Source organism: Castellaniella denitrificans, from assembly GCF_027214045.1.
Lineage (GTDB): Bacteria > Pseudomonadota > Gammaproteobacteria > Burkholderiales > Burkholderiaceae_B > Castellaniella > Castellaniella denitrificans_A.
Genome location: NZ_JAPWHE010000012.1, coordinates 24,955 through 51,842, shown reverse-complemented (window position 1 = coordinate 51,842; position 26,888 = coordinate 24,955). Strand labels below are relative to the sequence as shown.

At 67.0% G+C, this 26,888-nt stretch carries 26 protein-coding genes; 22 read left to right on the top strand and 4 right to left on the bottom strand.

All coding sequences use genetic code 11. The features are described 5' to 3' along the window. The first annotated feature begins 138 nt into the window (after positions 1 to 138). Positions 139 to 1,164, top strand: coding sequence for a tRNA dihydrouridine(20/20a) synthase DusA (gene dusA, locus O4H32_RS13430; protein WP_407932659.1), 1,026 nt, complete (start codon positions 139 to 141; stop codon positions 1,162 to 1,164). A gap of 53 nt (positions 1,165 to 1,217) precedes the next feature. On the opposite strand, the gene O4H32_RS13425 is transcribed toward dusA, so the two are convergent. Together O4H32_RS13425 and O4H32_RS13420 are read right to left on the bottom strand one after the other, a co-directional pair. Beyond that, positions 1,218 to 1,685 (bottom strand): CBS domain-containing protein, encoded by a 468-nt coding sequence (locus tag O4H32_RS13425; RefSeq protein WP_269359980.1) that lies wholly within the window; start codon positions 1,683 to 1,685, stop codon positions 1,218 to 1,220. Positions 1,686 to 1,724: 39 nt separating this feature from the next. Further along, the gene (locus O4H32_RS13420; protein WP_269359978.1) at positions 1,725 to 2,978 is read right to left on the bottom strand and encodes a YihY family inner membrane protein; all 1,254 of its coding nucleotides are present in this window, start codon (positions 2,976 to 2,978) and stop codon (positions 1,725 to 1,727) included. Between the two features lie 44 nt (positions 2,979 to 3,022). On the opposite strand from O4H32_RS13420, the gene O4H32_RS13415 reads away from it, so the two are divergent. Both O4H32_RS13415 and O4H32_RS13410 read left to right on the top strand, forming a co-directional pair. Then, positions 3,023 to 3,388, top strand: coding sequence for a DUF2069 domain-containing protein (locus O4H32_RS13415; protein ID WP_269359976.1), 366 nt, complete (start codon positions 3,023 to 3,025; stop codon positions 3,386 to 3,388). Continuing rightward, the gene (locus O4H32_RS13410) at positions 3,381 to 4,865 is read left to right on the top strand and encodes a protein adenylyltransferase SelO (RefSeq protein ID WP_269359974.1); all 1,485 of its coding nucleotides are present in this window, start codon (positions 3,381 to 3,383) and stop codon (positions 4,863 to 4,865) included. Before O4H32_RS13415 ends, O4H32_RS13410 begins: the two co-directional genes overlap by 8 nt. Here the strand turns inward: O4H32_RS13410 and O4H32_RS13405 are convergent. Then, positions 4,808 to 5,740 (bottom strand): EAL domain-containing protein, encoded by a 933-nt coding sequence (locus tag O4H32_RS13405; RefSeq protein ID WP_269359972.1) that lies wholly within the window; start codon positions 5,738 to 5,740, stop codon positions 4,808 to 4,810. The two genes, O4H32_RS13410 and O4H32_RS13405, sit on opposite strands and share 58 nt — an antisense overlap. Positions 5,741 to 5,939: 199 nt before the next feature. Here O4H32_RS13405 and O4H32_RS13400 point away from each other — a divergent pair, with 199 nt between their 5' ends. The 12 genes from O4H32_RS13400 (at position 5,940) to O4H32_RS13345 (ending at position 18,568) form a co-directional block, all read left to right on the top strand. After that, on the top strand, positions 5,940 to 6,353 hold the full coding sequence (locus O4H32_RS13400; protein ID WP_269359970.1) for a MerR family transcriptional regulator: 414 nt from the start codon (positions 5,940 to 5,942) through the stop codon (positions 6,351 to 6,353). 165 nt (positions 6,354 to 6,518) lie between these two features. After that, entirely contained in the window at positions 6,519 to 7,577 is a 1,059-nt protein-coding gene (aroC, locus tag O4H32_RS13395) for a chorismate synthase (protein WP_269359968.1), read from the top strand. Positions 7,578 to 7,587: 10 nt separating this feature from the next. Next, the gene (locus O4H32_RS13390) at positions 7,588 to 8,403 is read left to right on the top strand and encodes a M48 family metallopeptidase (protein ID WP_269359967.1); all 816 of its coding nucleotides are present in this window, start codon (positions 7,588 to 7,590) and stop codon (positions 8,401 to 8,403) included. A gap of 140 nt (positions 8,404 to 8,543) precedes the next feature. After that, the gene (gene leuC, locus O4H32_RS13385; protein ID WP_269359965.1) at positions 8,544 to 9,947 is read left to right on the top strand and encodes a 3-isopropylmalate dehydratase large subunit; all 1,404 of its coding nucleotides are present in this window, start codon (positions 8,544 to 8,546) and stop codon (positions 9,945 to 9,947) included. 8 nt (positions 9,948 to 9,955) lie between these two features. Next, complete coding sequence (gene leuD / locus O4H32_RS13380; protein ID WP_269359963.1) at positions 9,956 to 10,606, top strand: 3-isopropylmalate dehydratase small subunit; 651 nt, start codon at positions 9,956 to 9,958, stop codon at positions 10,604 to 10,606. A 30-nt stretch (positions 10,607 to 10,636) separates the two neighbouring features. Beyond that, positions 10,637 to 11,713, top strand: a complete 1,077-nt coding sequence (leuB, locus tag O4H32_RS13375; RefSeq protein ID WP_269359962.1) for a 3-isopropylmalate dehydrogenase — start codon at positions 10,637 to 10,639, stop codon at positions 11,711 to 11,713. A 54-nt stretch (positions 11,714 to 11,767) separates the two neighbouring features. Further along, the gene (gene asd, locus O4H32_RS13370; RefSeq protein WP_269359960.1) at positions 11,768 to 12,898 is read left to right on the top strand and encodes an aspartate-semialdehyde dehydrogenase; all 1,131 of its coding nucleotides are present in this window, start codon (positions 11,768 to 11,770) and stop codon (positions 12,896 to 12,898) included. A 118-nt stretch (positions 12,899 to 13,016) separates the two neighbouring features. Further along, on the top strand, positions 13,017 to 14,591 hold the full coding sequence (locus tag O4H32_RS13365; protein ID WP_269359959.1) for a type IV pilus assembly protein FimV: 1,575 nt from the start codon (positions 13,017 to 13,019) through the stop codon (positions 14,589 to 14,591). 75 nt (positions 14,592 to 14,666) lie between these two features. Continuing rightward, positions 14,667 to 15,467 (top strand): tRNA pseudouridine(38-40) synthase TruA, encoded by an 801-nt coding sequence (gene truA / locus O4H32_RS13360; protein ID WP_269359957.1) that lies wholly within the window; start codon positions 14,667 to 14,669, stop codon positions 15,465 to 15,467. A 121-nt stretch (positions 15,468 to 15,588) separates the two neighbouring features. Next, positions 15,589 to 16,197: a TRAP transporter small permease subunit gene (locus O4H32_RS13355; RefSeq protein ID WP_269359956.1), complete on the top strand. Its 609-nt coding sequence runs from the start codon at positions 15,589 to 15,591 to the stop codon at positions 16,195 to 16,197. 2 nt (positions 16,198 to 16,199) lie between these two features. Beyond that, on the top strand, positions 16,200 to 17,867 hold the full coding sequence (locus tag O4H32_RS13350; protein ID WP_269359954.1) for a TRAP transporter large permease: 1,668 nt from the start codon (positions 16,200 to 16,202) through the stop codon (positions 17,865 to 17,867). Next, the gene (locus O4H32_RS13345; RefSeq protein ID WP_269359952.1) at positions 17,864 to 18,568 is read left to right on the top strand and encodes a phosphoribosylanthranilate isomerase; all 705 of its coding nucleotides are present in this window, start codon (positions 17,864 to 17,866) and stop codon (positions 18,566 to 18,568) included. Before O4H32_RS13350 ends, O4H32_RS13345 begins: the two co-directional genes overlap by 4 nt. Positions 18,569 to 18,607: 39 nt before the next feature. On the opposite strand, the gene O4H32_RS13340 is transcribed toward O4H32_RS13345, so the two are convergent. After that, entirely contained in the window at positions 18,608 to 19,957 is a 1,350-nt protein-coding gene (locus O4H32_RS13340; RefSeq protein WP_269359950.1) for an MFS transporter, read from the bottom strand. 212 nt (positions 19,958 to 20,169) lie between these two features. Here O4H32_RS13340 and cyoA point away from each other — a divergent pair, with 212 nt between their 5' ends. The 7 genes from cyoA (at position 20,170) to O4H32_RS13305 (ending at position 26,815) form a co-directional block, all read left to right on the top strand. Beyond that, positions 20,170 to 21,078, top strand: coding sequence for a ubiquinol oxidase subunit II (cyoA, locus tag O4H32_RS13335; protein ID WP_269359948.1), 909 nt, complete (start codon positions 20,170 to 20,172; stop codon positions 21,076 to 21,078). Between the two features lie 2 nt (positions 21,079 to 21,080). Further along, a complete protein-coding gene (gene cyoB / locus O4H32_RS13330) occupies positions 21,081 to 23,072 on the top strand; it encodes a cytochrome o ubiquinol oxidase subunit I (RefSeq protein WP_269359946.1) in 1,992 nt (663 codons plus the stop codon). Beyond that, the gene (gene cyoC / locus O4H32_RS13325) at positions 23,065 to 23,712 is read left to right on the top strand and encodes a cytochrome o ubiquinol oxidase subunit III (RefSeq protein ID WP_269359945.1); all 648 of its coding nucleotides are present in this window, start codon (positions 23,065 to 23,067) and stop codon (positions 23,710 to 23,712) included. The genes cyoB and cyoC overlap by 8 nt, the downstream gene beginning before the upstream one ends. After that, complete coding sequence (gene cyoD, locus O4H32_RS13320) at positions 23,709 to 24,095, top strand: cytochrome o ubiquinol oxidase subunit IV (RefSeq protein ID WP_269359943.1); 387 nt, start codon at positions 23,709 to 23,711, stop codon at positions 24,093 to 24,095. The genes cyoC and cyoD overlap by 4 nt, the downstream gene beginning before the upstream one ends. A gap of 107 nt (positions 24,096 to 24,202) precedes the next feature. Then, a complete protein-coding gene (locus tag O4H32_RS13315; protein ID WP_269359941.1) occupies positions 24,203 to 24,958 on the top strand; it encodes an SURF1 family protein in 756 nt (251 codons plus the stop codon). Further along, entirely contained in the window at positions 24,955 to 26,268 is a 1,314-nt protein-coding gene (locus O4H32_RS13310; RefSeq protein WP_269359939.1) for an ATP-binding protein, read from the top strand. The genes O4H32_RS13315 and O4H32_RS13310 overlap by 4 nt, the downstream gene beginning before the upstream one ends. Next, entirely contained in the window at positions 26,252 to 26,815 is a 564-nt protein-coding gene (locus tag O4H32_RS13305) for a response regulator transcription factor (RefSeq protein WP_269359937.1), read from the top strand. Before O4H32_RS13310 ends, O4H32_RS13305 begins: the two co-directional genes overlap by 17 nt. The last annotated feature ends 73 nt before the right edge of the window (positions 26,816 to 26,888 follow it).

The window sequence follows — 26,888 nt, the reverse complement described above, 5'->3', positions numbered from 1 at the left end:
CGGTCAGCAGGAATTTTAGACGAAAAGCTTAGACGAAAAGCCGGCCTGCGCCGGCCGACGGCCTGGGGGTCTGGGCATCGCGGCCGCGCGGGCCTTTCGTGCCCGGGTAAAATGACCGATTAGCCAGGAATATCCCGCATGTCCCAATCTTTGCCCGGCATCGGCGGCGATGCCGATCCCGCCGTCCCGTCCGTTGACCCGGAAACGGGACCCTGGCGCCTGTGCGTGGCGCCCATGATCGACGTCACGGACCGGCATTGCCGCTATTTCCATCGACTGCTCGCGCCCCGCGCCCGCCTGTACACCGAGATGATCACCACGGGCGCTCTGCTGCACGGCGACGTGGGACGGCACCTGGACTTCGATCCGGCCGAACATCCCGTGGCCCTGCAGTTGGGCGGCAGCGAACCGGACGCCCTCGCGCAATGCGCCCGGCTGGGCGAGCGCTGGGGCTATGACGAGATCAACCTGAACTGCGGCTGTCCGTCCGAACGGGTCCAACGCGGCGCCTTCGGCGCCTGTCTGATGGCCGAACCGGCTCTGGTCGCCGATTGCGTCCGCGCCATGCGGGACGCGGTTTCCGTGCCGGTCACGGTCAAGCATCGTCTGGGCCTGGACTACGACGAGTCCTATGGTTTCGTGCGCGATTTCGTCGGCACCTTGTTTGAGGCCGGCTGCCGGGTGTTCATCGTCCATGCGCGCAACGCGGTCCTGAAAGGCCTGTCGCCCAAGGACAACCGGGAAAAGCCGCCCTTGCGCTATGCGGACGCCGAACGTCTGCAACAGGATTTTCCGGAGGCGGCGTTCGTGCTGAACGGCGGGCTGGCCGACGTCGAGACCTGTCTGGACTGGATGACACGCCTGGATGGTGTGATGCTGGGGCGGGCGGCCTGGCATCATCCGGACATCCTGTCCGAACTGAGCCGTCGCATGGCGCCCGATCGGGCGCTGCCCGCGCCCGAGGCCGTCCTGGATGCCTGGATCGACTATGTGACCGCGCAGCATGCACGTGGCGTGCCGCTGCACATTCTGGTGCGCGGCATTCTGGGGTGGCATACGGGCCGGCCCGGCGCGCGGCAATGGCGGCGCATGCTGTCGAATCCCGCAATGCTGCGGGCGGAAGGCCCTGGTATCCTGCGCCGGGCCTGGGAGGCATTGGCCTGATCAACGGCCTGCCGCGGCCTGGATGCGTGGCGGCATACGGCCGGTGGCCTGGATCAGGCCTTGCGGGCCGGGGTGTCCGTCGTGTCTGAGGGCCAGTCGCGTATGTAGGCCTTGAGCATGTCGTTCTCGAACTGCTGGGCTTCGACGATGGCGCGCGCCATGTCATAGAACGAGATCACGCCCATCAGCGTGGGGCCGTCCATCACCGGGATGTAGCGGGCGTGTTTGTCGAGCATGAGGCGCTGGACCTCGTCGGCGTCGGTGTTGGGCGTGACGCTGACGGGCGCGTCGTCCATGATGCTGCGGACCGTGAAGTCGCCCGCCTGGCCGTCGTGGGCGTTCAGGTGGTTGATGATTTCGCGGAACGTCAGCATGCCGACGAGTTGGCCGTGGTCCATGATGACCAGCGAGCCGATGTCGAGCTGGCTCATGGTGGCGATGGCTTCGCGCACGGGCATGTCGGGTGTCCCCGTGTATAGCGTGTGCCCCTTCACGCGCAGGATTTCATTGACTTTCAACATGTCGATTCCCAGTGATGCCGTGCTTCGGCTGTTTGTTCATCATTGTGCATCATCGCTTCGTTTTTCGGTAGCGTCCGCGCTGAAAAGCGCATCCAGTACGGGAGGGTCGTCCAGCAGGGCGCGCGCCAGGGCTTCCTGGATGCCTGGTCGCAGCCCCGTCTGGGCGCGGTCGATCAGCAGCCGGTCCACCAGCGGGCCGATGTCGGTCCGGACCGGATCGCAGGCCAGCACCCATTGATCTCCGTCGGCGACCGGGACGGCGTAGCCCAGCTCGCGCAGGGCGCCGAGCATGTCGCGCAGGGCGTCTGGGTGGACCCGCAGGTGTTTTTCCAGGTCATCCAGGCTGCGCCCCGGAGGCTGGGCGTCCCGCGCCTGCCACAGGATGTGCAGGATTCTGATCGCGTCGACGGCCTGGGCGCCGACCTGGCGCCGCAGCGCCCAGCGATGCAACCGCAATGCCGGCAGCAGCGAGGCCGCCGTGGCGCCCATCAGCACGACCAGCCAGGACAGGTAGATCCACAGCAGGAAGATCGGCAGGGTGGCGAAGGCCCCGTAAATGACGGTATAGGAGGGAAAGCGTGTCAGGTAGGCGGTGAAGCCGGCCTTCATGATAGCCAGCACCGCCGTCGTGCCCAGTCCGCCCAGCGCGGCGTCGCGCCATAGCACGCGGCAGTTGGGCACGAACACGAACAGGGCGGTGAAGCCCATGACCGACATCAGCAGGGGCACCAGGTTGAGCAGCAGGCCGACGCCTTCGGGCAGGTCGCCGATGTAGCCCAGGGATTCCCGCGCCAGCACCGAACTGGCCCACAGGCTGGCGCCCATCAGGATCGGCCCCAGGGAAATGATCGCCCAGTACACCAGCAGCCGCTGGCGCATGGGGCGCTGGCGGGCGACGTTCCAGATTTCGTTGAAGGCCTCGTCGATCGTCATGATCAGCAGGATCGAGGTCACGACCAGGAAAGCGCCGCCCACCGCCGTCAGCCCGGATGCCTGGGCCGCGAACTGGTTCAGGTAGCGCATGATGGTGTCCGAGACCGAGGGCGGCAGCAGGCTTTCGCTGAGAAAGATTTCCAGCGCCTTGTGGAATTCGGCGAACAGCGGAAAGGCGGTGAACAGCGCCAGCACGACAGCCAGCGTCGGCACGATCGCCAGCACCGTGGTGAAGGTCAGGCTGGAGGCCACCCGGGTCAGTTTGCGGTGGCCGGCGAAGTCGAGCGTGAAACGCAAAACGTCCAGCACGCGGCGGCGGCGCTCGATGAGAGACGGGGCTGGCGTTTGCGGTGTCGTCATGAGGCGGGCACGAGGTTTCGAGTCATAATACCAGCATGGAAAGCGTGGAAATCAAATTCAATACGGGCCTGCATGGACTGGCTTGCGTGTGTCTGTTTGGCCTGATCGCCCTGTGCGTGGGCTGGGAGTTGTGGTGGGCGCCGCTGCGCCCCGGCGGCACGCTGATGGCTCTGAAGGCGGTGCCCTTGCTGTTTGCCGTCAGCGGCGTGCTGCGGCGCAGGCTCTATACGCTGCAGTGGGTGTCCATGCTCAGCCTGCTCTACCTGATGGAAGGCGCGGTGCGTGCCTGGTCCGATGTCTCGCCGGTCTCGGCGGCGTTGGCCGGTCTGGAAATCCTCCTGTCGCTGGGCCTGTATCTGGGCGCCATTCTGTACGTGCGTCCCGCCAAACGGGCGGCGCGCCATGGCTGAGGCACCCCCCATATCGCTGGACGGGCTGCGCGCGGGCTGCTCGTTCGCGGCCCTGCCGCGCGGTTTCTACGCCCGGGTGGATCCCCGGCCGCTGCGGGCGCCGCGCCTGCTGCACGCCAATCCCGACGCGGCGGCCTTGCTCGGCCTGGACGCCGACGCGCTGCGATCGCCCGAGTTCCTGGCCCTGTGTTCCGGCGCCGGCCGGCTGGCCGACATGACGCCATTGGCCACGGCCTACAGCGGTCATCAGTTTGGCGTATGGGCCGGGCAACTGGGCGATGGCCGCGCGCATCTGCTGGGCGATGTCCGGACACCCGAAGGCGTCTGGGAAATCCAGCTCAAGGGTTCGGGCCGTACGCCATTTTCCCGCATGGGTGACGGCTGGGCCGTCCTGCGCTCCAGCGTGCGCGAATACCTGGCCAGCGAAGCCATGGCCGGCCTGGGCATTCCGACGACCCGCGCGCTGGCGCTGGTGGCCTCCGATGATCCGGTGGTGCGCGAAACAGTCGAAACAGCGGCCGTCGTCACCCGCCTGGCACCCAGTTTCGTGCGCTTCGGCCATTTCGAGCACTGGGGGCATTCCCATCATGAACAGAAGGCGCTGCTGGACTACGTCGTGGATCATTGGTATCCCGAATGCCGGGAGACGTCCGGAGGCGAGACGGACGCGCCCGCCACGGCCTGCCGGCTGCTGACCGAAGTCACGCGGCGCACGGCGCGCCTGATCGCCCAATGGCAGCTCGCGGGCTTCTGCCACGGCGTGATGAACACCGACAACATGTCCATCCTGGGCCTGACGCTGGATTACGGGCCGTATGGTTTCATGGACGCCTTCCAGGCCAATCACATCTGCAACCATAGCGACACGGCGGGTCGCTACGCCTGGAACGCCCAGCCGGCCGTGGCGCGCTGGAACCTGTACCGCCTGGCGGGCAGCCTGCTGGTGCTGGGTTGCGAGGCGTCCGCGCTGGAATCCTGCCTGGCGCCCTTCGAGGCCGAGTTCCTGGCGGCCTATCGGGACGGCCTGGCGCGCAAGCTGGGTCTGGATGCCTGGCGGCCGGACGACGCGGCGCTGGAGGACGACTGGTGGAGCCTGCTGCACGCGCAGCGGGCCGATTTTACGCTGGCCTTCCGCCGGCTGGCCGACGCCGACCGTGACGCCGGTCCCTGGCTGGACTTGTTCCCCGATCCCGCGCCGGCGCGGGCCTGGCTGGACCGCTACCTGGCCCGGCGCGCCGGGCAGGGCGGGGACGCCGATGCGCGCCGCGCCGCCATGAGCCGGGCCAACCCAGTCTATGTGTTGCGCAATCATCTGGCTCAACGCGCCATCGAAGCGGCGCAGCGGGGCGACGCCTCGGAGATCGACCGCTTGCTGACGCTGCTGCGGGATCCGTACGCGGAGCGTCCCGGTTCTGATTTCTATGCCCGGCCTCCCGCCGCCGACGAGCCGGCGGTGCCGGTGAGCTGTTCTTCGTGACGGCCTGGCGCGAGCCGGCCGGAGGCCGCGTCCGGCGCGGCGATCTGGGCGAGGGGCCGCGCGGCGGGATAGTCTTCGATGAAGCAGGGGCGGCCGAACAGCCAGCCTTGCGCACGGCGGATACCCAGGACCGACAGCCATCGAGCCTGAGCCTCGGTTTCGACGCCTTCGGCCGTGACCGAAAGGCCCAGCGCGCCGGCCATCCGGCCCAGATGCCGGACGATTTCCCGGGCGGCGCGGGAGTCGTCGATGCAGCGGGTCAAGCGGTGGTCGATCTTGATGCCGTCCAGCGCCAGTTCGACCAGGGACTGGAGATTGGCGTAGCCGGTGCCGAAATCATCCAGATGCACCTGGATGCCCCGGGCGCGGATCGCCCGGATGACGGGACCGCAGCGTTCGGGCGACAGCAGGCAGCGCTCGGTCAGCTCCACGCTCAGAGCCGTGTCGCCCAGTGTCAGGGACAGGTCCGATAACAGCGCCGCCGTCTCCATGGTTTCCGCGTCCGCCGCCGACAGGTTGATCGACAGGCGGATGGAGCCTGGAATCCGTTGTGTGATGCGATCCCTGGCCGCCAGGAGGCAGACCTGCCTCGTGATGTCCCGGATCAGGCCGATGCGCTCGGCCGTGGGAATGAAGACGTCCGGGCCGATCGGTGCCCGGGGCCAGCGGATCAGTGCCTCGACGCCGACGGTCCGGTGATTGCGCAGGTCGACGATGGGCTGGTAGGCGAGGCGGAATTCTCCCTGTGCCACGGCGTGCCGCAGGGTGGCCTCGAGGACCGGGCTCGACTCCCGCGCGGTGGCGTCCGGGCCGACGCTGGCCCCCGGAGCGTACGGGAAACCTCCAATCTCCCGTCCTGGTGCAGTTTCTTCCATGCGGCGTGGCCTTTGGTTTTTCGATTCTAGTCAAATTGTTTTGTTACGGATAACATAGTCATTCATCGAATAAAGGTGGGAACGCGACCGATCTGCATGGGTGGCATGTCGGTTCGCGGCATTCATGGATTCCTGATTGCCTGGGGCAATCTAATGTCCGTACCCGGGTACGGAGTCAAGGAGTTCATGAGGTGATGCATTGAACATCGGTCGTGCCGCGAAACTCGCCGGCGTGAACGTGGAGACCATCCGCTACTACCAGCGCCGCGGCCTCGTTGCGGTGCCGGCCAAGCCTCTGGGGTCCCATCGGCGCTATTCCCACGATGTCGTCGAACGGATTCGTTTCATCAAGCAGGCGCAGGCCTGGGGCTTTTCGCTCGACGAAATCGCCCTGCTGCTGCAGCCGCCGCAGGTCGTGCAATGCGTGCAGGTGCAGGAACTGGTCCAGGAGAAGATCCACTTCCTGCAGAACCAGATGCGGGACCTGGGCAGGATGGTCAGAGGGTTGGAATCCCTGCTGGAGCAATGTCGCGGGCAGCCGGGCTGCGCCCAGTGCCCGCTGCGGATCCATTCGTTCCGCCAGTCTTTGGACATTCTGGTGCCGCCGGCATAGACATGCCGAACGCGTCCGTCCCGCGTCCGGACATGCCGGGAGCGCTCGCCAAAGGATGCGATAATCAGTTCTTGGGAAGCCCGTTCAGGGCTTTCCTCGCGCAGGCGGGGCCGATGGCGTGTGCCGTCGGTCAGGCTCCGATGGCTTCATTTCATAGAACCTCCCATGTCCGGAAATACCCTGGGTACCCTGTTTCGTGTCACCAATTTCGGCGAGTCGCATGGCCCGGCCATCGGTGCCGTGATCGACGGCTGCCCGCCGGGCATGCCCCTGTCCGAGGCCGACATCCAGACCGAACTCGACCGGCGCCGGCCGGGCACCTCGCGCCACGTCACCCAGCGCCGCGAACCGGATACGGTGGAAATCCTCTCGGGCGTCTTCGAGGGCGTCACCACCGGCACGCCCATCGGCCTGCTGATCCGCAACACCGATGCGCGCAGCAAGGACTACAGCAACATTGCCGACACCTTCCGGCCCGGCCACGCCGACTACGCCTACTGGAAAAAATACGGCGTGCGCGACCCCCGCGGCGGCGGCCGTTCCTCGGCGCGCCTGACGGCGCCCACCGTGGCGGCCGGCGCGGTGGCGCGCAAATGGCTGATGCAGGAATACGGTGTGCGCATCCGCGGCTACATGAGCCAGCTCGGGCCGATCCCGATCCCCTTCGTGTCCTGGGACGACGTGCCGCAAAACCCCTTCTACGCGCCCAATGCCGGCATCGTTCCCCAACTCGAGGACTTCATGGACCGGCTGCGCCATGACGGCGATTCCATCGGCGCCCGCATCGAGGTCACGGCAGACGGCCTGCCCGCTGGCTGGGGCGAACCTATCTACGACCGGCTGGACGCGGACATCGCCCATGCCATGATGGGGCTGAACGCCGTGAAGGGCGTGTCGATCGGTTCGGGTTTCGACTGCGTCGCCATGCGCGGTTCCGAGCACGGCGATGAAATCGGCCCCGATGGCTTCATGGGCAACCATGCGGGCGGCGTGCTGGGGGGGATTTCCTCCGGCCAGCCGCTGCAGGTGTCGCTAGCGGTCAAGCCCACCTCCAGCATCCGCATCGAGCGCCGCTCCGTGAACCGGGCCAACGAGCCGGTCATGGTGCAGACGCTGGGCCGCCACGATCCTTGTGTGGCGATCCGCGCCACGCCCATCGCCGAGGCCCTGCTGGCCATTGTGCTGATGGACCATGCGCTGCGCCACCGGGGGCAGTGCGCCTGAAGGAGCGATCATGATCCGGGCCCTTCGAACCCTTTTCGCGATTGGCCTGGCCGTCCTTTTGACGGCCTGCGCCCAGGTGCAGACGACCCAGTCCGGGCTGGTGGGGGTGAATCGCACCCAGACCATGTCGACCCTGGTGTCCGAGGCCGAACTGGACCAGCAGGCGGCGGCGCAGTATCGCCAGATCCTGTCCCAGGCCAAGGCTCAGCGCGCCCTGGACACGTCGCCCGCGCAGACCAGGCGCGTCCAGACGATCGCCCGCAAGCTCATCGCCCAGGTCGGCACGTTCCGGCCCGACGCGCGCAACTGGGCCTGGGAAATCCACGTCCTGAAGTCCGCCGAGGTCAATGCCTGGTGCATGCCGGGCGGCAAGATCGCGGTCTACTCCGGCCTGCTGGACAAGATCCAGCCCTCGGACGCCGAACTGGCGGCGGTGTTGGGACACGAGATCTCGCACGCCCTGCGTGAGCATGCGCGCGAACAGGTCTCGCGCCAGATGGCCGCCAATGTCGGGTTGTCGATCCTGTCCGCAGTCACCGGCAGCCAGGCCGTGGCCGATCTGGGCTCGTCGCTGACGCAGGTCATGTTCACCCTGCCCAACAGCCGCTCCAACGAGACCGAGGCCGACCGCATGGGGGTGGAACTGGCCGCCCGGGCCGGCTACGATCCACGCGCCGCCATTACCCTGTGGCAGAAGATGGAACAGGCCGGGGGCGGGGGACAGTCGGAAATCCTCTCCACGCACCCCTCGTCGCAGAGCCGGATCGCGGACCTGAAGCAGGCGTCCGAGATCGTGCTGCCGCTGTATCAAGGCAGGAAAAGCTGATTCAATCTGGTACCAAGTACCCTCAATACTAGGATAAGCGCTGGCCTTGTCCAGGGAAATCACACTGGCATAATGGGTTCATTCCGTCCGCGCCCGAGCGCGGACAGCCCCCCCGTTTTTTCGATCATCGAGGCCAGATCATGCCCCAAACCCTGTACGACAAACTCTGGGACGCCCATGTGGTGCACCAGGGGCCGGACGGCACCTGTCTGCTGTACATCGACCGCCATCTCGTTCACGAAGTCACCAGCCCGCAGGCTTTCGAAGGACTCGAACTGGCCGGCCGCAAGCCGTGGCGGGTCTCCGCCAATCTGGCCGTGGCCGACCACAACGTGCCCACCACGGCGCGCAGCGAAGGCATCCAGGATCCGGTCTCGCGTCTGCAGGTCGACACCCTGGACAAGAACTGCGAAACCCACGGCATCACCGAATTCCGCATGAACGATCGCCGCCAGGGCATCGTCCATGTCATCGGGCCGGAACAGGGCGCGACCCTGCCGGGCATGACTGTAGTCTGCGGCGATTCGCACACCAGCACACACGGCGCCATGGGCGCGCTGGCCTTCGGCATCGGCACCTCCGAGGTCGAACATGTCCTGGCCACGCAGACGCTGCTGATGAAAAAGAGCCGCAGCATGCTGGTGCGCGTCGAAGGCAAGCTGCCCTTCGGCTGTACAGCCAAGGACCTGGTCCTCTACGTCATCGGCCGGATCGGCACGGCGGGCGGTACGGGCTACGCCATCGAATTCGGCGGCGGCACGGTGCGTGCGCTCTCCATGGAAGGCCGCATGACGGTCTGCAACATGGCCATCGAGGCCGGCGCGCGCTCGGGCATGGTGGCCGTGGACCAGACCACGATCGACTACTTCAAGGGCCGACCCTACGCGCCCGAAGGTGCGCAGTGGGACCAGGCCGTGGCCTATTGGCGAACCCTGTGTTCCGACCCGGACGCGGTTTTCGACCGCGTGGTCGAGATCGATGCCGCGCAGATCGCGCCCCAGGTCAGTTGGGGCACTTCGCCCGAAATGGTCGTGCCGATCGACGCACGGGTGCCCGATCCCGAAAAAGAAAAGGACGAAGTCCGCCGCAGCGGCATGGAGCGCGCGCTGCAGTACATGGGGCTCGAGCCCGACACGCCGATGACCGATATCCATGTGGATCGCGTGTTCATCGGTTCGTGCACCAATGCGCGCATCGAAGACCTGCGCGCCGCCGCCGCCGTGGCCAAGGGCCGCCGCGTAGCCGCCAATGTCCGTCAGGCCATGGTCGTGCCGGGCTCGGGCCTGGTCAAGGCCCAGGCCGAACGCGAGGGCCTGGATCGGATTTTCCTGGCCGCCGGATTCGAGTGGCGCGAACCGGGCTGTTCGATGTGTCTGGCCATGAACGCCGACCGGCTGGAGCCGGGCGAGCGCTGCGCCTCGACCTCGAATCGCAACTTCGAAGGTCGCCAGGGGCAGGGGGGGCGTACCCACCTCGTCAGCCCCGCCATGGCCGCCGCCGCCGCGGTGGCCGGCCATTTCGTCGATATCCGCCGCCTGAGCTAGGAGCCGCCATGCAAGCATTCACCACGCACAAGGGCCTGGTCGCCCCCCTGGACCGGGAAAACGTCGACACCGACCTGATCATTCCCAAGCAATTCCTGAAATCCATCAAGCGCACGGGCTTCGGCCCGAACCTGTTCGACGAACTGCGCTATCTGGACCATGGTGAACCCGGCATGGACAATGCGCGCCGGCCGCTCAATCCGGATTTCGTGCTGAATCAGCCGCGCTATCAGGGCGCTTCGATCCTGCTCGCACGCAAGAACTTCGGTTGCGGGTCCAGCCGGGAACACGCGCCCTGGGCCCTGCAGCAATATGGCTTTCGCGCCATCATCGCGCCGTCGTTCGCCGATATCTTCTTCAACAACAGCTTCAAGAACGGCCTGCTGCCCATCGTGCTGCCGGAGTCCCGGGTCGCGCGCCTGTTCGACGAGGTCAAGGCCTTCCCCGGCTACGTCCTGACCATCGACCTGGAACGCCAGCGCGTGATCGCGCCCGACGGCGACGAATCGCCCTTCGAGATCGACGCCTATCGAAAGGAGTCCCTGCTCAAGGGCCTGGACGAGATCGGCCAGACGCTGCAGCGCGCCGACATGATCCGCGCCTTCGAGGCCGATCGCCTGGCGCGCCACCCCTGGCTGGCCAAGCGCATCCCCGGCTGATCCGTTCAACATCCCCCACTGGAAGAATTCATGAGTTTCCGCATTGCTGTGTTGCCGGGCGACGGCATCGGCCCCGAGATCGTCGAACAGGCGGTGCGCGTGCTGCGCGCGCTGGACCTGGACCTGGAACTGACCGAGGCCCCCGTGGGCGGCGCGGCCTACGCCGCCCACGGCCATCCGCTGCCCGAAAGCACCCTGGCCCTGGCCAGACAGTCCGACGCCGTGCTGTTCGGCGCCGTGGGCGACTGGAAATACGACCATCTGGAACGCGCCCTGCGCCCGGAACAGGCCGTGCTGGGCCTGCGCAAGGCGCTTGGGCTGTTCGCCAACCTGCGTCCGGCGATCCTGTATCCGGAGCTGGCGAACGCCTCGTCCCTCAAGCCCGAGGTGGTGGCAGGGCTGGACATCCTGATCGTCCGCGAGCTGACGGGCGACATCTATTTCGGCCAGCCGCGCGGTGTGCGCACCCTGGAAGACGGCCCGTTCGCGGGCGAGCGCCAGGGCTACGACACCATGCACTACGCCGAGTCCGAGATCCGGCGGATCGCCCATGTCGCCTTCCAGGCGGCGGCCGGCCGCCAGGGCCGCCTGTGCAGCGTGGACAAGGCCAACGTGCTGGAAACCTCGCAATTCTGGCGCGACATCATGATTGACGTGGCCCGCGAATATCCCAAGGTCGAGCTGTCGCACATGTACGTGGACAACGCCGCCATGCAGCTGGTGCGCGAGCCCAAGGCATTCGATGTGGTGGTGACCGGCAATCTGTTCGGCGATATCCTCTCCGACGAGGCCGCCATGCTGACGGGCTCCATCGGCATGCTGCCTTCCGCTTCGCTGAACGCCAGCCGTCAGGGCCTCTACGAACCCAGCCATGGTTCGGCGCCGGACATTGCCGGACAGAACGTCGCCAATCCTCTGGCGACCATCCTCTCGGCGGCCATGATGTTGCGCTATTCGCTGGACGCGGCGCCCGCCGCCGACCGCATCGAAGCCGCCGTGCAGGCGGTGCTGGCGCAAGGCCTGCGCACGGCGGACATCCACGAGGCCGGCACCACGCGGGTTTCGACCATTGAAATGGGCGATGCCGTGCTGAAGGCATTAAACTGACGCATTAAACTAGGCATTCACACTTCCACTTTTTTACGGTTCAGGCAGATATTCATGGCTCAGGCAGTCGGTTTGGTCGGTTGGCGCGGGATGGTCGGTTCGGTGCTCATGCAACGCATGCGCGACGAGAAGGATTTCGACTTGTTCGAACCGGTCTTCTTTTCCACCAGCAACGCGGGCGGCGCGGCGCCGTCCTGGGCGGCGGGCGCAGGCCCTCTGCAGGACGCGCACGATATCGACGCCCTGCGCAAGCTGCCGATCATCGTCACCGCCCAGGGTGGCGACTACACGTCGGCCGTCTACCCGAAGCTGCGCGCAACCGGCTGGACCGGCCTGTGGATCGACGCCGCCAGCACCCTGCGCATGAAGGACGACGCCATCATCGTGCTCGACCCGGTCAACCGCCCGGTGATCGATGCGGCCCTGGCACGCGGCGTGCGTGACTTCATCGGCGGCAATTGCACCGTCAGTTGCATGTTGATGGGCCTGGCCGGCCTGTTCAAGGCCGACATGGTCGAATGGATGACCTCGATGACCTATCAGGCCGCCTCGGGTGGCGGCGCGCGCCACATGCGCGAACTGCTGACCCAGTTCGGCATCCTCAACCAGGCCGTGGGCGCGCAACTCGCCGACCCGGCTTCGGCCATCCTGGATATCGACCGCGGTGTGCTGCAGGCCCAGAAAAATCCCGATCTGCCCCGGGAAAATTTCGAGGTTCCCCTGGGCGGCAGCCTGATTCCCTGGATCGACAAGGACCTGGGCGACGGCATGTCGCGCGAAGAATGGAAGGGCGGCGCCGAAACCAACAAGATCCTCGGGCGCGGTCCCGGCTTCGGCGCCGACCCCGTGCCGGTCGATGGCCTGTGCGTGCGGATCGGCGCCATGCGCTGCCACAGCCAGGCGCTGACCATCAAGCTGCGGCGCGACATTCCCCTGGACGAGATCAACGACGCCGTGCGCACCGGCACCGACTGGGCCCGCCTGATTCCCAACGACCGTGAGTCCTCCATGCGGGACCTGACGCCCGTGGCGGTGACCGGCACGCTGGACATCCCGGTGGGTCGCCTGCGCAAGATGTCGATGGGCCCTGAATACCTCAGCGCCTTCACGGTCGGCGACCAGTTGCTGTGGGGCGCCGCCGAACCCCTGCGTCGCATGCTGCGCATTGCCCTGGGCGAACTCTGATCGAAAAAAGAACAGCATGGAAAAAAGCCCCCACGCCCCGTCCTTGACGTGCGCCCCCCGCGCGGCCCGCAGGCCGCCAGGACTCGCCGGACATCGTCCGGTCCCGGAGGTCCGGACGGTGTCCGGGTTCATCCGTCTGGCGGCGGGTGCCCTGGCGCTGGCTTTCCTGTCAGGCGGGGCGGCCCAGGCCGCGACCTTCGGCCATGCGCGCCTGGCTTCCGACGCGGGTCAGCCCCTGCTGATCCTGGTGCCGGTATCCGGCCTGACGGATGCCGACCTGAAGGCGTTGTCGGCCCGGCCCGCGCCGGCCGCCGATTGGTCCCAGGCGGGGCTGACGCCGCCGGTACCGCTCGACAGCCTGTCCGTTTCGGTTGGCGCCGATGTCCGGCCCGGCGGGCGCCGCGTGCTGCGGGTCGGTTCCGGGCAGGCCTTCACCGGCAATCTGGCGGATCTGCTGCTGGACGTGCGCACGGCCACGGGTGAACAACGCTACCAGGTATCCCTGGTTGCGCCGGGTCCCGCCCGCTCCGCCGCTTCGTCCAAGGCCGCGCCGCCGGCGGAGCGGGGCGGGTCGGCGACCACCCTGGGGGCATCCGCCCCGCATACCAGCACCCGCCGGGTGCCGACCGGCGCCATCGCGGTGCGCCGGGGCGATACGATGTTCGCCATCAGTCGCCGCCACGCGGTCGACGGCGTTTCCATCTATCAGCTCATGATGGCCCTGCAGCGGGCCAATCCTCAGGCCTTCATCCACGACAACGTCAATCTGGTGCGCGCCGGCTCGTCGCTGGCGGTGCCGGACATCAACGACATGCTGTCGATTTCCGACGCCGAGGCCCGCCGTCAATTCCAGGCCCAGGCCGCCGCCTTTGCGCGGATGCGCGGGCGCCTCGCGGGCGCGGCGGCGTCGGCGGGTGCGGGACAACCGGCCGCCGCGGGCGCCGTTGCCCCTGCCGAATCGCGGGCGACCAACCGGCCCGCCGGCTCGGCGGGCGACCATCTGCGCCTGAGCGAATCCGGGCACAAGGGCGCCGACGCGGCCGCCGACGCCCGTGCGGCCCGGGGGCATGCCCTGAAAGACGCCGAGTCCCGGGTCGAGGAACTCCAGGGCAACGTGCAGAACCTGAACCAGGCGCTGCAGTCCCAGGGCGAGGCCGCGCGCAGCGCCGCCGCCAAGGGGGCCGAGGCCATCGGTCACTCGATTCAGCAGATTGCCGGCGCAATCAGCGAGGCCAGCCAGGAGGCCGCCGCCCAGGCCAATCAGGAAACCGGCTCGGGCGGGAAAACAGCCGCTTCCGGCACGACGGACGCGGCCGGTGCGCCGGCTCCGGGCGCCGGTTCCGGGGGCGCGCCCGCAAACGGCGGCGTGGGTTCCGGAGGGGCCGCTTCCGCCGGATCTGGCGCGGCCCCGGCCGCAGCGGGCGATGCCAGCCCCGCCATCCAGGCGGCCGAACTGCAGCCCTCCGAACATGCCCAGAGTCGGGCTTCGTGGTTGCAGGACCACTTGCTGGGCGTGATGACGGGCCTGTTGGCCCTGATCGTGTTCATCATCGCCTGGTTGCTGCGCAGGGCCAATGCCGCCCGGGACGAGGCCGACGCCGGCCCCAGGGTGACGGAATCCATGGTAAACGAACGGCTCCAGGACATCGATCTGAACCTCGAACCGGGCGAATACCGCCCGCCGCAACGCTGACCGGACGCGGGGGGTGGCAGCGAAGGCTCTTTGCCCACCCTGTCGCCTCATCACGCCTACCGGAAACCGACCTCCATGGGACGCATCGCGCTCGGGCTGAGTTATGACGGCCGGGGCTGGCGGGGCTGGCAGACCCAGCCCGGCGGCCAGACCGTTCAGGACGCCCTGGAGTCGGCGCTGCGCCGATTCCTGGCGGCGCCCGCCGTCGCCACGATCTGCGCCGGCCGCACCGACGCCGGCGTGCATGCGCTGCAGCAGGTCGTGCACCTGGACACCGAGGCGGTCCGGCGCGACGAATCCTGGGTGCGCGGGCTGAACGCCCTATTGCCCGAGACCGTGGCCGTGCAGTGGGCTTGCGCCGTTCCTGGCGATTTTCATGCCCGTTTCGATGCCAGGGCCCGCACCTATTTTTACGTGTTGCGCAGCGCCCCGGTGCGTTCCCCCGTCCTGCATGGGCGGGTCGGCTGGGTGCACGACCCGCTCGACGACGGGGCCATGCGCGCGGCCGCCGCGCTGCTCGAAGGCGAGCACGACTTCAGCGCCTTTCGCTCGTCCGAATGCCAGGCGGCCAGCCCGGTGCGCACGCTGCACTCGCTGGAGATCCATCGCAACGGGGATTTTCTGGTTTTCGAGTTCCGCGCCAACGCCTTTCTCCATCACATGGTGCGCAACCTGATGGGCGTGCTGGTCATGGTGGGGCGAGGCCGGCGCCCGCCGGAATGGGCCGCCGAACTGCTGCGTGAGCGCGACCGGCGGCGGGCCGCGCCCACGTTCATGCCCGACGGCCTGTATCTGGCGCATGCGGATTATCCGGGCGCACGCCTGCCGCAGCGCACGGCCCGGGAGGCCTTGCGTCATCATCTGGGCAGTCTGTAGGGGACTGCCCTAGGTCCCGCCTCATTCCGAGGCGGAGAGCCTGGCGCTTCGTATAGAATTGAGCGATTTGATTGCGGACGGGGCATCCGCGCCGTTCCGTTGCCTGTTTCATGGAAGCACGATGAAACCTCTTTTGACGATCTCCCGATGGATCGACGGGCTGAACACGGCAGTCGGCCAGGCCGTGACCTGGCTGGTGCTGCTGGTGGCCGTGGTCAGCGCCGGCAATGCCGTGATGCGCAAGCTCTTCAGCCTCGGTTCCAACGCCTGGCTGGAGTTGCAGTGGTATCTGTTCGGGGCCATCTTCCTGCTGGCGGCGGGCTATACCTTTCTGCGCAACGAGCATGTGCGGGTCGATGTGCTGTCGCAGAAACTGCCCGAGCGCACCCAGGTCGGGATCGAGATCTTCGGTGTGGTGTTCTTCCTGTTGCCGGCCGCATGCCTGGTGTTCTGGCTGTCGATCCCGTTTTTCTGGGAATCCTGGATCACCCATGAGCTGTCCTCGAACACCGATGGCTTGATCCGCTGGCCGGCGAAACTCCTGATCCCGGTCGGCTTCGCGCTGCTGATCCTGGCAGGGCTGTCGCACCTGATCAAGTGCGCGGGTTTTCTGCGTGGCCTGTGTCCCAATCCGATGAAGGTCTCCAGCGGCAAGAGCGACGAGGAAACCTTGGTGGAGGACATCCTGGCCCAACGCCAGGCCGACATCGAAGCCGGACAGGGGCGCTGAGCATGGAATTCATCCTCGACAATCTCGCGCCGATCATGTTCTTCAACCTGATCGTGTTCCTGCTGCTGGGATTTCCGGTCGCTTTTTCACTGGCCGCCACCGGCGTGCTCTACGGCCTGGTGGCCATCGACCTGAACCTGATGAGCCCGCTCCTGTTCCAGGCGCTGCCTCAGCGGGTGTTCGGCATCGTCGGCAACGACACGCTGCTGGCTGTTCCCTTCTTCACGTTCATGGGACTGATCCTGGAACGCTCCGGCATGGCCGAGGACCTGCTCGACACGGTCGGCCAGCTCTTCGGTCCGCTGCGTGGCGGGCTGGCGATCGCGGTGGTGTTCGTCGGCGCGTTGCTGGCCGCGACTACCGGCGTGGTGTCGGCCTCGGTCATTTCCATGGGGCTGATCTCCCTACCCATCATGCTGCGTTATGGCTATGACCGGCGCCTGGCCGCCGGCGTCATCGCCGCGTCCGGGACCCTGTCGCAGATCATCCCGCCCTCGTTGGTGCTGATCATCCTGGCCGACCAGCTCGGCCGCTCCATCGGCGACATGTACCGGGGCGCCATGCTGCCGGGCCTGCTGCTGTCCGGGGCCTACATGGCATACGTCTTCCTGGTGGCCATCGTGCGGCCCGGTCATGCGCCGGCGCTGCCGCCTGAGGCGCGCGGCTTCGTCGACGCGCGCGGCCGACGCGGCCTGCGCTCCCTGGCCACCCTGACCCTGATCGCAGCCGCCGCCGCCTACCTTGGCTCCGATCATTATTTCAGCGCCCACACCGACGTGCCGGTCGACGAGCGCGTCGTCATCGTGCTGCTGATCTGGGGTGCCGCCGCCCTGGCCATGGCCCTGGTCAACCGGCTCCTGCGCCTGAACCTGCTGTCGGCCCTGGCCGAGCGGGTCGTGTTCGTGATGATTCCGCCGCTTGCCCTGATCTTCCTGGTGCTGGGCACGATCTTCATCGGCGTGGCCACGCCCACCGAGGGCGGCGCGATGGGCGCCATCGGGGCACTGATCATGGCGGTGTCGCGCGGCCGCTTCTCCATGAAACAGTTGCGTCAGGCCATGGAAAGCACGGCTCGCCTGTCCTGCTTCGTGGTGTTCATCCTGGTGGGCTCGACCATTTTCAGCCTCAGTTTCCGGGGCATCAACGGCGACCTCTGGGTCGAACAGTTGCTGCTGCACGTGCCGGGCGGCGAGGTCGGCTTCCTGATCGTGGTCAGCGTGATGACCTTCTTCCTGGCCTTCTTCCTGGACTTCTTCGAACTGGCCTTCATCATCGTGCCGCTGCTGGGCCCGGTGGCCGACAAGATGGGCATCGACCTGATCTGGTTCGGCGTGCTGCTGGCGGTCAATATGCAGACCTCCTTCATCCACCCGCCGTTCGGCTTTGCGCTGTTCTATCTGCGGTCCGTGGCGCCCAAGGAAGACTACCGTGACCGTGTCACGGGCGAACTGATTCCCAAGGTCACCACGGCCCAGATCTACTGGGGTTCGATCCCGTTCATCATCATCCAGATCCTGATGGTGGCGGCGGTGCTGGCCTTCCCCGGCATGGTGACCCACTACAAGAGCAACGCGCCCGCTGTCGATCCGGCCAGCGTCACCTTCGGCCAGGACAGCGCCTATGGCCAGGACAGTTATGGCGCGGGCGACGCCGGGGCGGCGTTCCAATGATCACGCAAACGGCCGCTTCGAACGACGCCCCGTCCGGACCGCGCCGCACGCGCGTCAAGATCTGCGGGCTGACCCGTCCTCAGGACCTGGACGAGGCCGTGGCGGCCGGCGTCGACGCGATCGGCCTGGTCTTCTATCCGCCCAGCCGCCGCTGCCTGACACTGGAGCAGGCCGCCGACCTGCGCGCGCGGGTGCCGGCCTTCGTCGACGTCACGGCCTTGTTCGTCAATCCCGATGCCCAGGCGGTGCGTCAGGTCATCGAGGCCGTGCGTCCGGACCTGTTGCAGTTTCACGGCGAGGAATCTCCCGGCTTTTGCGCCGACTTCGGCATGCGTCACATCAAGGCTTTCAGGGCCGGGGCGCCGGGATTGGAAACGGCAGCGACGCTGGCCCGGGCTTGCGAGGCCTATGGCCAGGCGGCCGGCTGGCTGTTCGACAGCTACAGCGCCGGCTATGGCGGCAGCGGCAGCGGTTTCGACACCACGCTGCTGGCTGATGTGTCGCGTGGCCCGGGCGTGCCGGCCCTGGTCCTGTCGGGGGGGCTGAAAGCGGAAACGGTGGGCGCGCAGATCGCCGCTCTGGAGCCGTTCGCCGTGGACGTCAGCAGTGGCGTGGAATCGGCGCCCGGGATCAAGGATCCGGCCCGCATCCAGGCTTTCATGCGGGCGGTCCGCGCCGCCGACGCCGCCGGGATGCCCTGAGGCGCCGGGCGGGAAGGGGGGCGCGGGCCGGTTTGCTTGTCAGGCGGCCGCCCGGCGGGCCGAACGGTTGGCTGCCAGGGCCGCCAAGGTGCATGCGGCGCCCGACAGCAGGTACAGGCTGATTCCGCCCAGGCCGTAACGGTCCGAGACGCCCAGTGCGACCAACGGCGCGAAAGCCGCACCCAGCAGCCAGGCCAGGTCGGCGGTCAGCGCGGCGCCCGTGTATCGGCATGCCGGCAGGAAATTGGCCGTGGCCGTGCCCGAGGACTGGCCGTAGGACAGGCCCAGCAGGGCGAAGCCGATCAGTACGAAGGCGTCCTGGCGCACCGCGCCACCGCCCAGCAGCCAGGGCGAGGCGAGAGCGAAGACGCCGATCAGCGCGGCGATCAGGCCCAGCGTGTGGCGCCGGCCGATACGATTGGCCAGGTGTCCGGAATACAGCATGGCTCCCAGGGCGACTGCGGCACCCAGGAGCTCGATCGAGAGCACCTGGGGCACGGCCCTCTGGTGCTGCAGGACGAGCCAGGACAAGGGGAACAGCGTCACCAGGTGGAACAGGGCGTAGCTCGCCAGCGAGGCGAAGGCGCCGGTGACGATGTGCCTGCCCTGGGTGCGGACCATTTCCAGGGTGCCGATCGGGCGCAGCTCGCGCTCTTCCAGCAGGCGCGAGAATTCGTTGTCCATCACGAGCCGCAGGCGGGCGAACAGGCCCACGACATTGATGGCGAAGGCCACGAAGAACGGGAAGCGCCAGCCCCAGCCGATGAAGTCCGCAGGATCCAGGCGGGTGTACAGGTACAGGAACAGGGCGCCGGCCACGATGAAGCCGATGGGCGCCGACAATTGCCCCAGCATGGCGTACCAGCCGCGCCGTCGGGCAGGCGCGTTCAGGGCCAGCAGCGAGGGCAGGCCATCCCAGGATCCGCCCCAGGCGACGCCTTGCAGGCAGCGAAAGAGTGCCAGCAGGACGATGGCGTGCACGCCCAGTGTCTCGTGGACGGGCAGGAAGGCGATGCCTGCCGTGGCCGTGCCCAGCAGGAACAGCGCCGCCGTCAGCTTGACCCCCCGCCCCCAGCGTTTCTGCACGTGCATGAAGAGTGTCGTGCCGAAGGGCCTGGCGATGAAGGCCAGGGCGAAGATGGCGAAGGCATACAGCGTGCCGGTGAGCGGGTCCGCGAATGGAAAGAATACCTGGGGAAACACGATCACCGAGGCGATCCCGTAGGTGAAGAAATCGAAGTATTCCGACGTACGGCCGATGATCACGCCGACGGCGATGTCGCCCGGCGATACGGAGGGGTGGCCTTCGGCATGGCGGGCGGCCCTGGCCTGATCGTCATCCCGGGCGCGCGGTCCGGGCAAGCGGGTGCTGAGGGTATCTGCTGTCATCGGGTCCTCCTGGTCTGCGATGCGGGCCGCCGCGCGCAGGCGGCCTTGCGCATAGAATCCCATTTCGGCCGTGGGGTTCGCCATTGGACATTACCCTCAGTAACCACTTCGCTCGAAGGGGCATGAGTCAAAATGTCCAATTTTCACCTCGACCTTTCAAATCTATAGTATCGGCCTCCGCTTGAATACACCTGAAATCGGCACACAAGGCAATGAGGCACGACAAGATCCTGAAAATATTGCTGGGCATCGGCCCGGTCCTGATGCTGGGCGGCTGCGACGCCGTGCTGCTGAACCCGTCGGGCGACGTGGCGTTGCAGCAGCGCAATCTGATCTACACGGCGACCGGCCTGATGCTGATCGTCATCCTGCCGGTGATCGTCGCTACGATCCTGTTCGCCTGGCGCTACCGGGCGGCCAACCGCAAGGCGCGCTACGACGCCGACTGGGACCATTCCACCCGCCTGGAGCTGGTGATCTGGTCGGTGCCGCTGCTGATCATCATCGCGCTGGGCAGCATCACCTGGGTCAGCACCCACCTGCTCGATCCTTATCGCCCGCTGAGCCGGATCTCGGCCGACAAGCCTCTGGCCGCCCATGTCGAGCCGCTCACCGTCGAGGTCGTGGCGCTGGACTGGAAGTGGCTGTTCATCTATCCGGAGTACGGCTTCGCCACCGTCAATGAACTGGCCGCGCCGGTGGACCGGCCGATCCGTTTCAAGATCACGGCTTCCTCGGTGATGAATTCCTTCTTCATCCCCGCGCTGGCCGGCCAGATCTACGCCATGCCGGGCATGCAGACCATGCTGCACGCGGTGATCAATGCGCCCGGAGAATACGAGGGCATGTCCGCGAACTACAGCGGCGCCGGCTTTTCCGGCATGCATTTCCGCTTCCACGGCCTGGACCAGGCCGGATTCGACGCATGGGTGGAAAAGAACAGCGCAGCAGGCGGCGTCCTGGACCGCGCGGGGTATCTGGACCTGGAGCGGCCCAGCGAGAATGACCCGGTGCGCCGCTGGGCGGCCGTCGATCCCGACCTGTACCGTCTGATCCTGAATCGCTGCGTGCGGCCCGGCACGACCTGCATGAGCGATCTCATGCAGCCTATGGAGAAGTAAAGATGGATTTGCGAACCTGGATCCTGGGCCGGCTCAGCCTGGAAGCCATCCCCTATCACGAGCCGATCCTGGTGGCCACCTTCGCCGGTGTGGCCGCGGTCGGACTGACCGTCCTTGTCATGATGACGCGCTACCGCCTCTGGGGTCCCTTGTGGCGCGACTGGATCGTGAGCATCGATCACAAGAAAATCGGCATCATGTACATGGTGCTGGGCGTGGTGATGCTGCTGCGCGGCTTCGCCGACGCGGCCATGATGCGCCTGCAGCAGGCGGTGTCCTTCGGCGACGCGCTGGGCTATCTGCCGCCGCATCACTATGACCAGATCTTCACCGCGCACGGCGTGATCATGATCTTTTTCGTGGCCATGCCGTTCATCACCGGGCTGATGAACTACATCGTGCCGCTGCAGATCGGCGCGCGCGACGTGGCCTTCCCGTTCCTGAACAATTTCAGCTTCTGGATGACCACCGGCGGCGCCGTCCTGGTGATGATGTCGCTGTTCGTGGGCGAATTCGCCCGCACCGGCTGGCTGGCCTATCCGCCGCTCTCGGGCCTGGACTTCAGTCCCGACGTGGGGGTGGACTACTACATCTGGGCGCTGCAGGTCGCCGGGGTGGGCACGCTGCTCTCGGGGATCAACCTGGCGGTCACCATCATCAAGATGCGCGCGCCGGGCATGAAGCTCATGAAGATGCCGGTCTTCACCTGGACCGCCCTGTGCACCAACGTCCTGATCATCATCACGTTCCCGGTGCTGACGGCCACGCTGGGGCTGCTGGGCATGGACCGCTACCTGGGCACCCAGTTCTTCACGAACGACCTGGGCGGCAACCCGATGATGTACGTGAACCTGATCTGGATCTGGGGCCACCCGGAGGTCTACATCCTGATCCTGCCGCTATTCGGCGTGTTCTCCGAGATCACCTCCACGTATTGCGGCAAGCGCCTGTTCGGCTACACATCGATGGTGTACGCGACGATCGTGATCACGGTCCTGTCCTATCTGGTCTGGCTGCATCACTTTTTCACCATGGGCTCGGGCGCCAGCGTGAACTCCTTCTTCGGCATCACGACGATGATCATTTCGATCCCCACGGGAGCGAAGATATTCAACTGGCTGTTCACCATGTACCGGGGGCGCATCCGTTTCGAACTGCCCATGATGTGGACGGTGGCCTTCATGATCACTTTCGTGATCGGAGGCATGACGGGCGTGCTGCTGGCCGTGCCGCCCGCCGACTTCGTGCTGCACAACAGCCTGTTCCTGATCGCGCACTTCCACAATGTCATCATCGGCGGGGTGGTGTTCGGCCTGTTCGCCGCGATCAACTACTGGTTCCCGAAGGCCTTCGGCTTCCGACTCAACGTGTTCTGGGGCAAATGCTCGTTCTGGTGCTGGGTCGTGGGATTCTGGGTCGCCTTCATGCCGCTCTATATCCTGGGCCTGATGGGCGTCACCCGACGGCTGAGCCATTTCGAGGATCCCTCGCTCCAGATCTGGTTCCAGATCGCCGCGGTCGGGGCCTTCCTGATCGCACTGGGCATCGCCTTCTTCCTGGTGCAGATCTACGTCAGCTGGCGCGACCGCGAGTCGCTGCGCGATCATACGGGCGACCCCTGGGATGGCCGCACGCTGGAATGGTCCACCTCGTCGCCGCCTCCGGACTACAACTTCGCCTTCACGCCGCGCATCCATGAACGCGACGCCTGGTGGCACATGAAGCAGTCGGGCTACCGCCGGCCCGAGAGCGGCTTCGTCGACATCCACATGCCGAAGAACACCGCTGCCGGGTTCATCCTGGCCGCGCTGAGCTCGGTCCTCGGTTTCGCCCTGATCTGGCACATGTGGGCGTTGACGATCGCGTCCTTCGCGACCCTGGTGGCCGCCGCCATCTACCATACCTTCAACTACCACCGCGACACCCACGTCAGCGCTTCGGACGTGGCGCGCGCGGAGGAAGCCCGAACCCTGCAGCTGGCACGCCATGTCTGATACCCATATCCTGCACTCGCCCGCGGCGGGCGGCCCGGCCGCCGCCGACGATTCCCGATTCATCGTCCGGGAACCCCATCATCCGGAAAACGGCACGCTGCTCGGTTTCTGGATTTATCTGATGAGCGACTGCCTCATCTTTGCCTGCCTGTTCGCCGTGTATGGCGTGCAGGGCAGGGCGTACGCCGGCGGCCCCACGGGCGCCGACCTGTTCGACCTGCCGCTGGTGGCGCTGAACACGGCCATGCTGCTGTGTTCGTCGATCACCTACGGTTTCGCCATGCTGGAATCACAGCGCGGCCGGGTGCGCGGGACACAGGCCTGGCTGGTCGTGACCGGACTGTTCGGACTGGTTTTCCTGGGTCTGGAACTGTATGAATTCCATCACTTGATCGAGCATGGCGCCGGTCCGTGGCGCAGCGCCTTCCTGTCGTCCTTCTTCACGCTGGTCGGCACGCACGGCCTGCACGTGACCTTCGGGATCGTCTGGCTCGTCACGCTGCTGTTCCAGCTCGGCCGTCATGGCCTGATCCCCGAGAACCGCCGCCGGCTGATGTGCCTGTCGATGTTCTGGCACTTCCTGGATGTGGTCTGGATCGGCGTCTTCACCTTTGTCTATCTGATGGGAGTGCTGCCATGAGCAACGACCGCACCACGTCCGGGCACGATATGGCCCACGCCGGAGAGGGCGGCCACGCGCCCAGCACCTTCCGGGGCTACATGACCGGTTTCGCCTTGTCGGTGATCCTGACCGTGATCCCGTTCTGGCTGGTCATGGACGGCGTCCTGGCAAACTCCGGCGCCACCGCGCTGGCGATCCTGCTGATCGGCGCCGTGCAGATGGTCGTGCACATGGTGTATTTCCTGCACATGAGCCCCCGTTCCGAAGGCGGCTGGACCCTGTTGGCGCTGATTTTCACCGTCATCATCGTGGCCATCGCTTTGGCGGGGTCGTTGTGGGTGATGTACCATCTGAACGTCAACATGATGCCGGGGCACTTGCACGACATGCCGTCGATGTAGGTCGCGCGCGGACGCGGTCCCGCCACCACCGGCGACCGCTCCCTGTACACCACCCGACCCGCTTGCTTCCGCCCACCGTGCCTCAACACCCCTCACGCCCCTTGCCCATGGGATGGCTCGTCCTCTGGACCGTCCTCCTGGCAGCGGCACTGGGCGGCTTCGCCGCGCTGGGCTCCTGGCAGGTCCACCGGATGCACTGGAAGCACGCGCTCATCGACAGGGTCGACGGCTTCCTGCGTGCGCCGCCCGTGCCCGCGCCCGGGCCGGATGCCTGGCCCGGTCTGCGGGCCGACCAGGATGAATACCGCCGGGTCGAGTTGCGGGGCGTGTTGCTGGATCGCGAGATTCTGGTCCAGGCCAATACCCGCCTGGGCGCCGGCTTCTGGGTAATGACGCCCCTGCGGCGCGAGGACGGCAGCCTCGTTTTCGTCAATCGCGGTTTCGTCGACGCGGCGCACCGGGACCCCGGCCGCAGGGGCGCGGCCGCGCCGGCCGGCAGGGTCCGGATCGAGGGCCTGTTGCGCCTGTCGCAGCCTGGCGGCGGTTTCCTGCGGAACAATGCGCCGGCCGAGGGGCGCTGGTATTCCCGCGATGTGTCCGCCATGGCCAGGTCTATGGGACTGCCGGCCGTCGCGCCGTATTTCGTCGATCAGTCGACGGACGGGGAGGGCGCCGCCGCTGGCGTTGCCACGGCGGAACCGCTCCGCTGGCCCGTGCCCGGGCTGACGGTCGTGCATTTCCGCGACGAGCATCTCAGCTACGCGCTCACCTGGTATGCGCTGGCGGCCATGACGGCGGCGGCCATGGTCTACGGGGCACGCCTGGAATGGCGGCGCCGACGGGCGGCGGGGAACCCATCATGACTGTGCGCCGACCGAGGTTTCCGGACGGTTCGCACGTGGCGGGCCGGCAGAACCTGCGCCTGCTGGTCCAGTTGCGCTGGATCGCAGTGCTGGGCCAGGTGCTGGCCATCGTCGTGGCCGTGGACGGGTTCTCCCTGGCGCTGCCGCTGTTCGACATGGCGCTGGTGGTGGGCTTGCTGATCCTCTACAACTGCTTCAGCCAGTGGCGCCTGAAATGGCACCTGTCCGTGAGCCAGATCGAACTGTTCCTGGCGCTGCTGGTCGACGTCATGGCGCTGACCGCCCAGCTCTACCTGAGCGGAGGCGCCACCAATCCGTTCATCTTCCTCTATCTGCTGCAGGTGGCTCTGGCCGCCGTCCTGCTGCGGCGGCGCACGACCTGGATGATGGCGGGTGTGACTTCGGCCGCGTTCGCCGGGCTGGTGCTGACCCGGCATCATGGCTACACCCTGCCGCTGGATCTGGGCGGCGGGCTGGACAGTCCCTTCGTGCTGGGGATGCTGGTCTGCTTCGCTCTGAACGCCGTCCTCCTGGCGGCCTTCATCACCCGGATCACCCAGAACGTGCGCGCACGCGACGCGCGCCTGGCGGCGCTGCGACAGCGCGCTTCCGAGGAAGAGCATATCGTCCACATGGGTTTGCTGGCCTCGGGCGCAGCCCACGAGCTGGGCACGCCCCTGGCGACCCTGGACGTGATTCTGGGCGACTGGGCGCATGCGCCCGCCGTGGCCGCCGACCCCGAACTGCGGCAGGATGTGCGGGACATGCAGGCGCAGGTGCAGCGCTGCAAGACCATCCTGGGCGGCATCCTGATGTCGGCCGGCGAGGTGCGCGGCGAGGCCCTGACACGCACCACCGTGACCGCCTTCCTCGACGGGCTGGTGGCGCAATGGCGCCAGGCGCATCCCGCGGCCCGCCTGATGTACGAACGCCGGATCGACGCGGACGCGGCAGTGATCGCCGATCAGGGCCTCCAGCAGATGGTGTTCAACGTCCTGAACAACGCCCTGGAGGCCTCGCCCGCTCTTCAGCGGCTCACCGCCGTGCTGGAAGACGGCCAGCTCACGCTGGAAGTCCGCGACCGGGGGCCAGGCTTCGTCCCGGAGATTCTGCGCTCGCTGGGCAAGCCTTATCGGTCCACCAAGGGACAGCCGGGCAGAGGGCTGGGCCTGTTCCTGTCGCACCAAGTGGCGCGATCCCTGAGCGGCACCCTGAGCGCGAGCAACCTGCCCGAGGGCGGCGCCTGCGTCACGATCCGCTTCCCCTTGTCCGCCCTGACGCCGGAGGATGCCGATGGCCCCGCCGAATGAAACGGCCGCCGACGCGCGGCGCCTGCTGCTCGTGGTCGAAGACGACGAGTCGCTGTCGCATTCCCTTGCGCGCTCATTCGAGCGCCGCGGCTACCGCGTGCTGCGCGCCGACAGCCTGGAGTCCGTCGAGACGCTGCTCGCGCAGGGCCATGTCCCCGGCTACGCCGTCGTGGACCTGAAACTGCAGGGCGAGGCCTCGGGACTGGCCTGCGTGCGACGATTGCATGCGCACGCCCCCGGGATGCTGATCGTGGTGCTTACCGGCTTCGCCAGCATCGCCACCGCCGTCGAGGCGGTCAAGCTGGGCGCCTGCCATTACCTGGCCAAACCCTCGAACACGGATGACATCGAGCGTGCGTTCGCCCGGACCGAGGGTGACGTCGAGGCCGCCCTGGCGCCGCGCCAGGCCTCGATCAAGACGCTCGAATGGGAGCGCATTCACGAAGTGCTGGCCGCGACCAACTTCAATATCTCCGAGACGGCCCGCCGGCTGGGCATGCATCGCCGCACGCTGGCTCGCAAGCTGGAAAAGCGCCAGATCCGTTGAGCCGCTTCCGTTTCATGGCATCAATCGCCGGATGGGGCGGGGCTTTTGGGCCCTCGCAAGAGGCGGCTCCTTG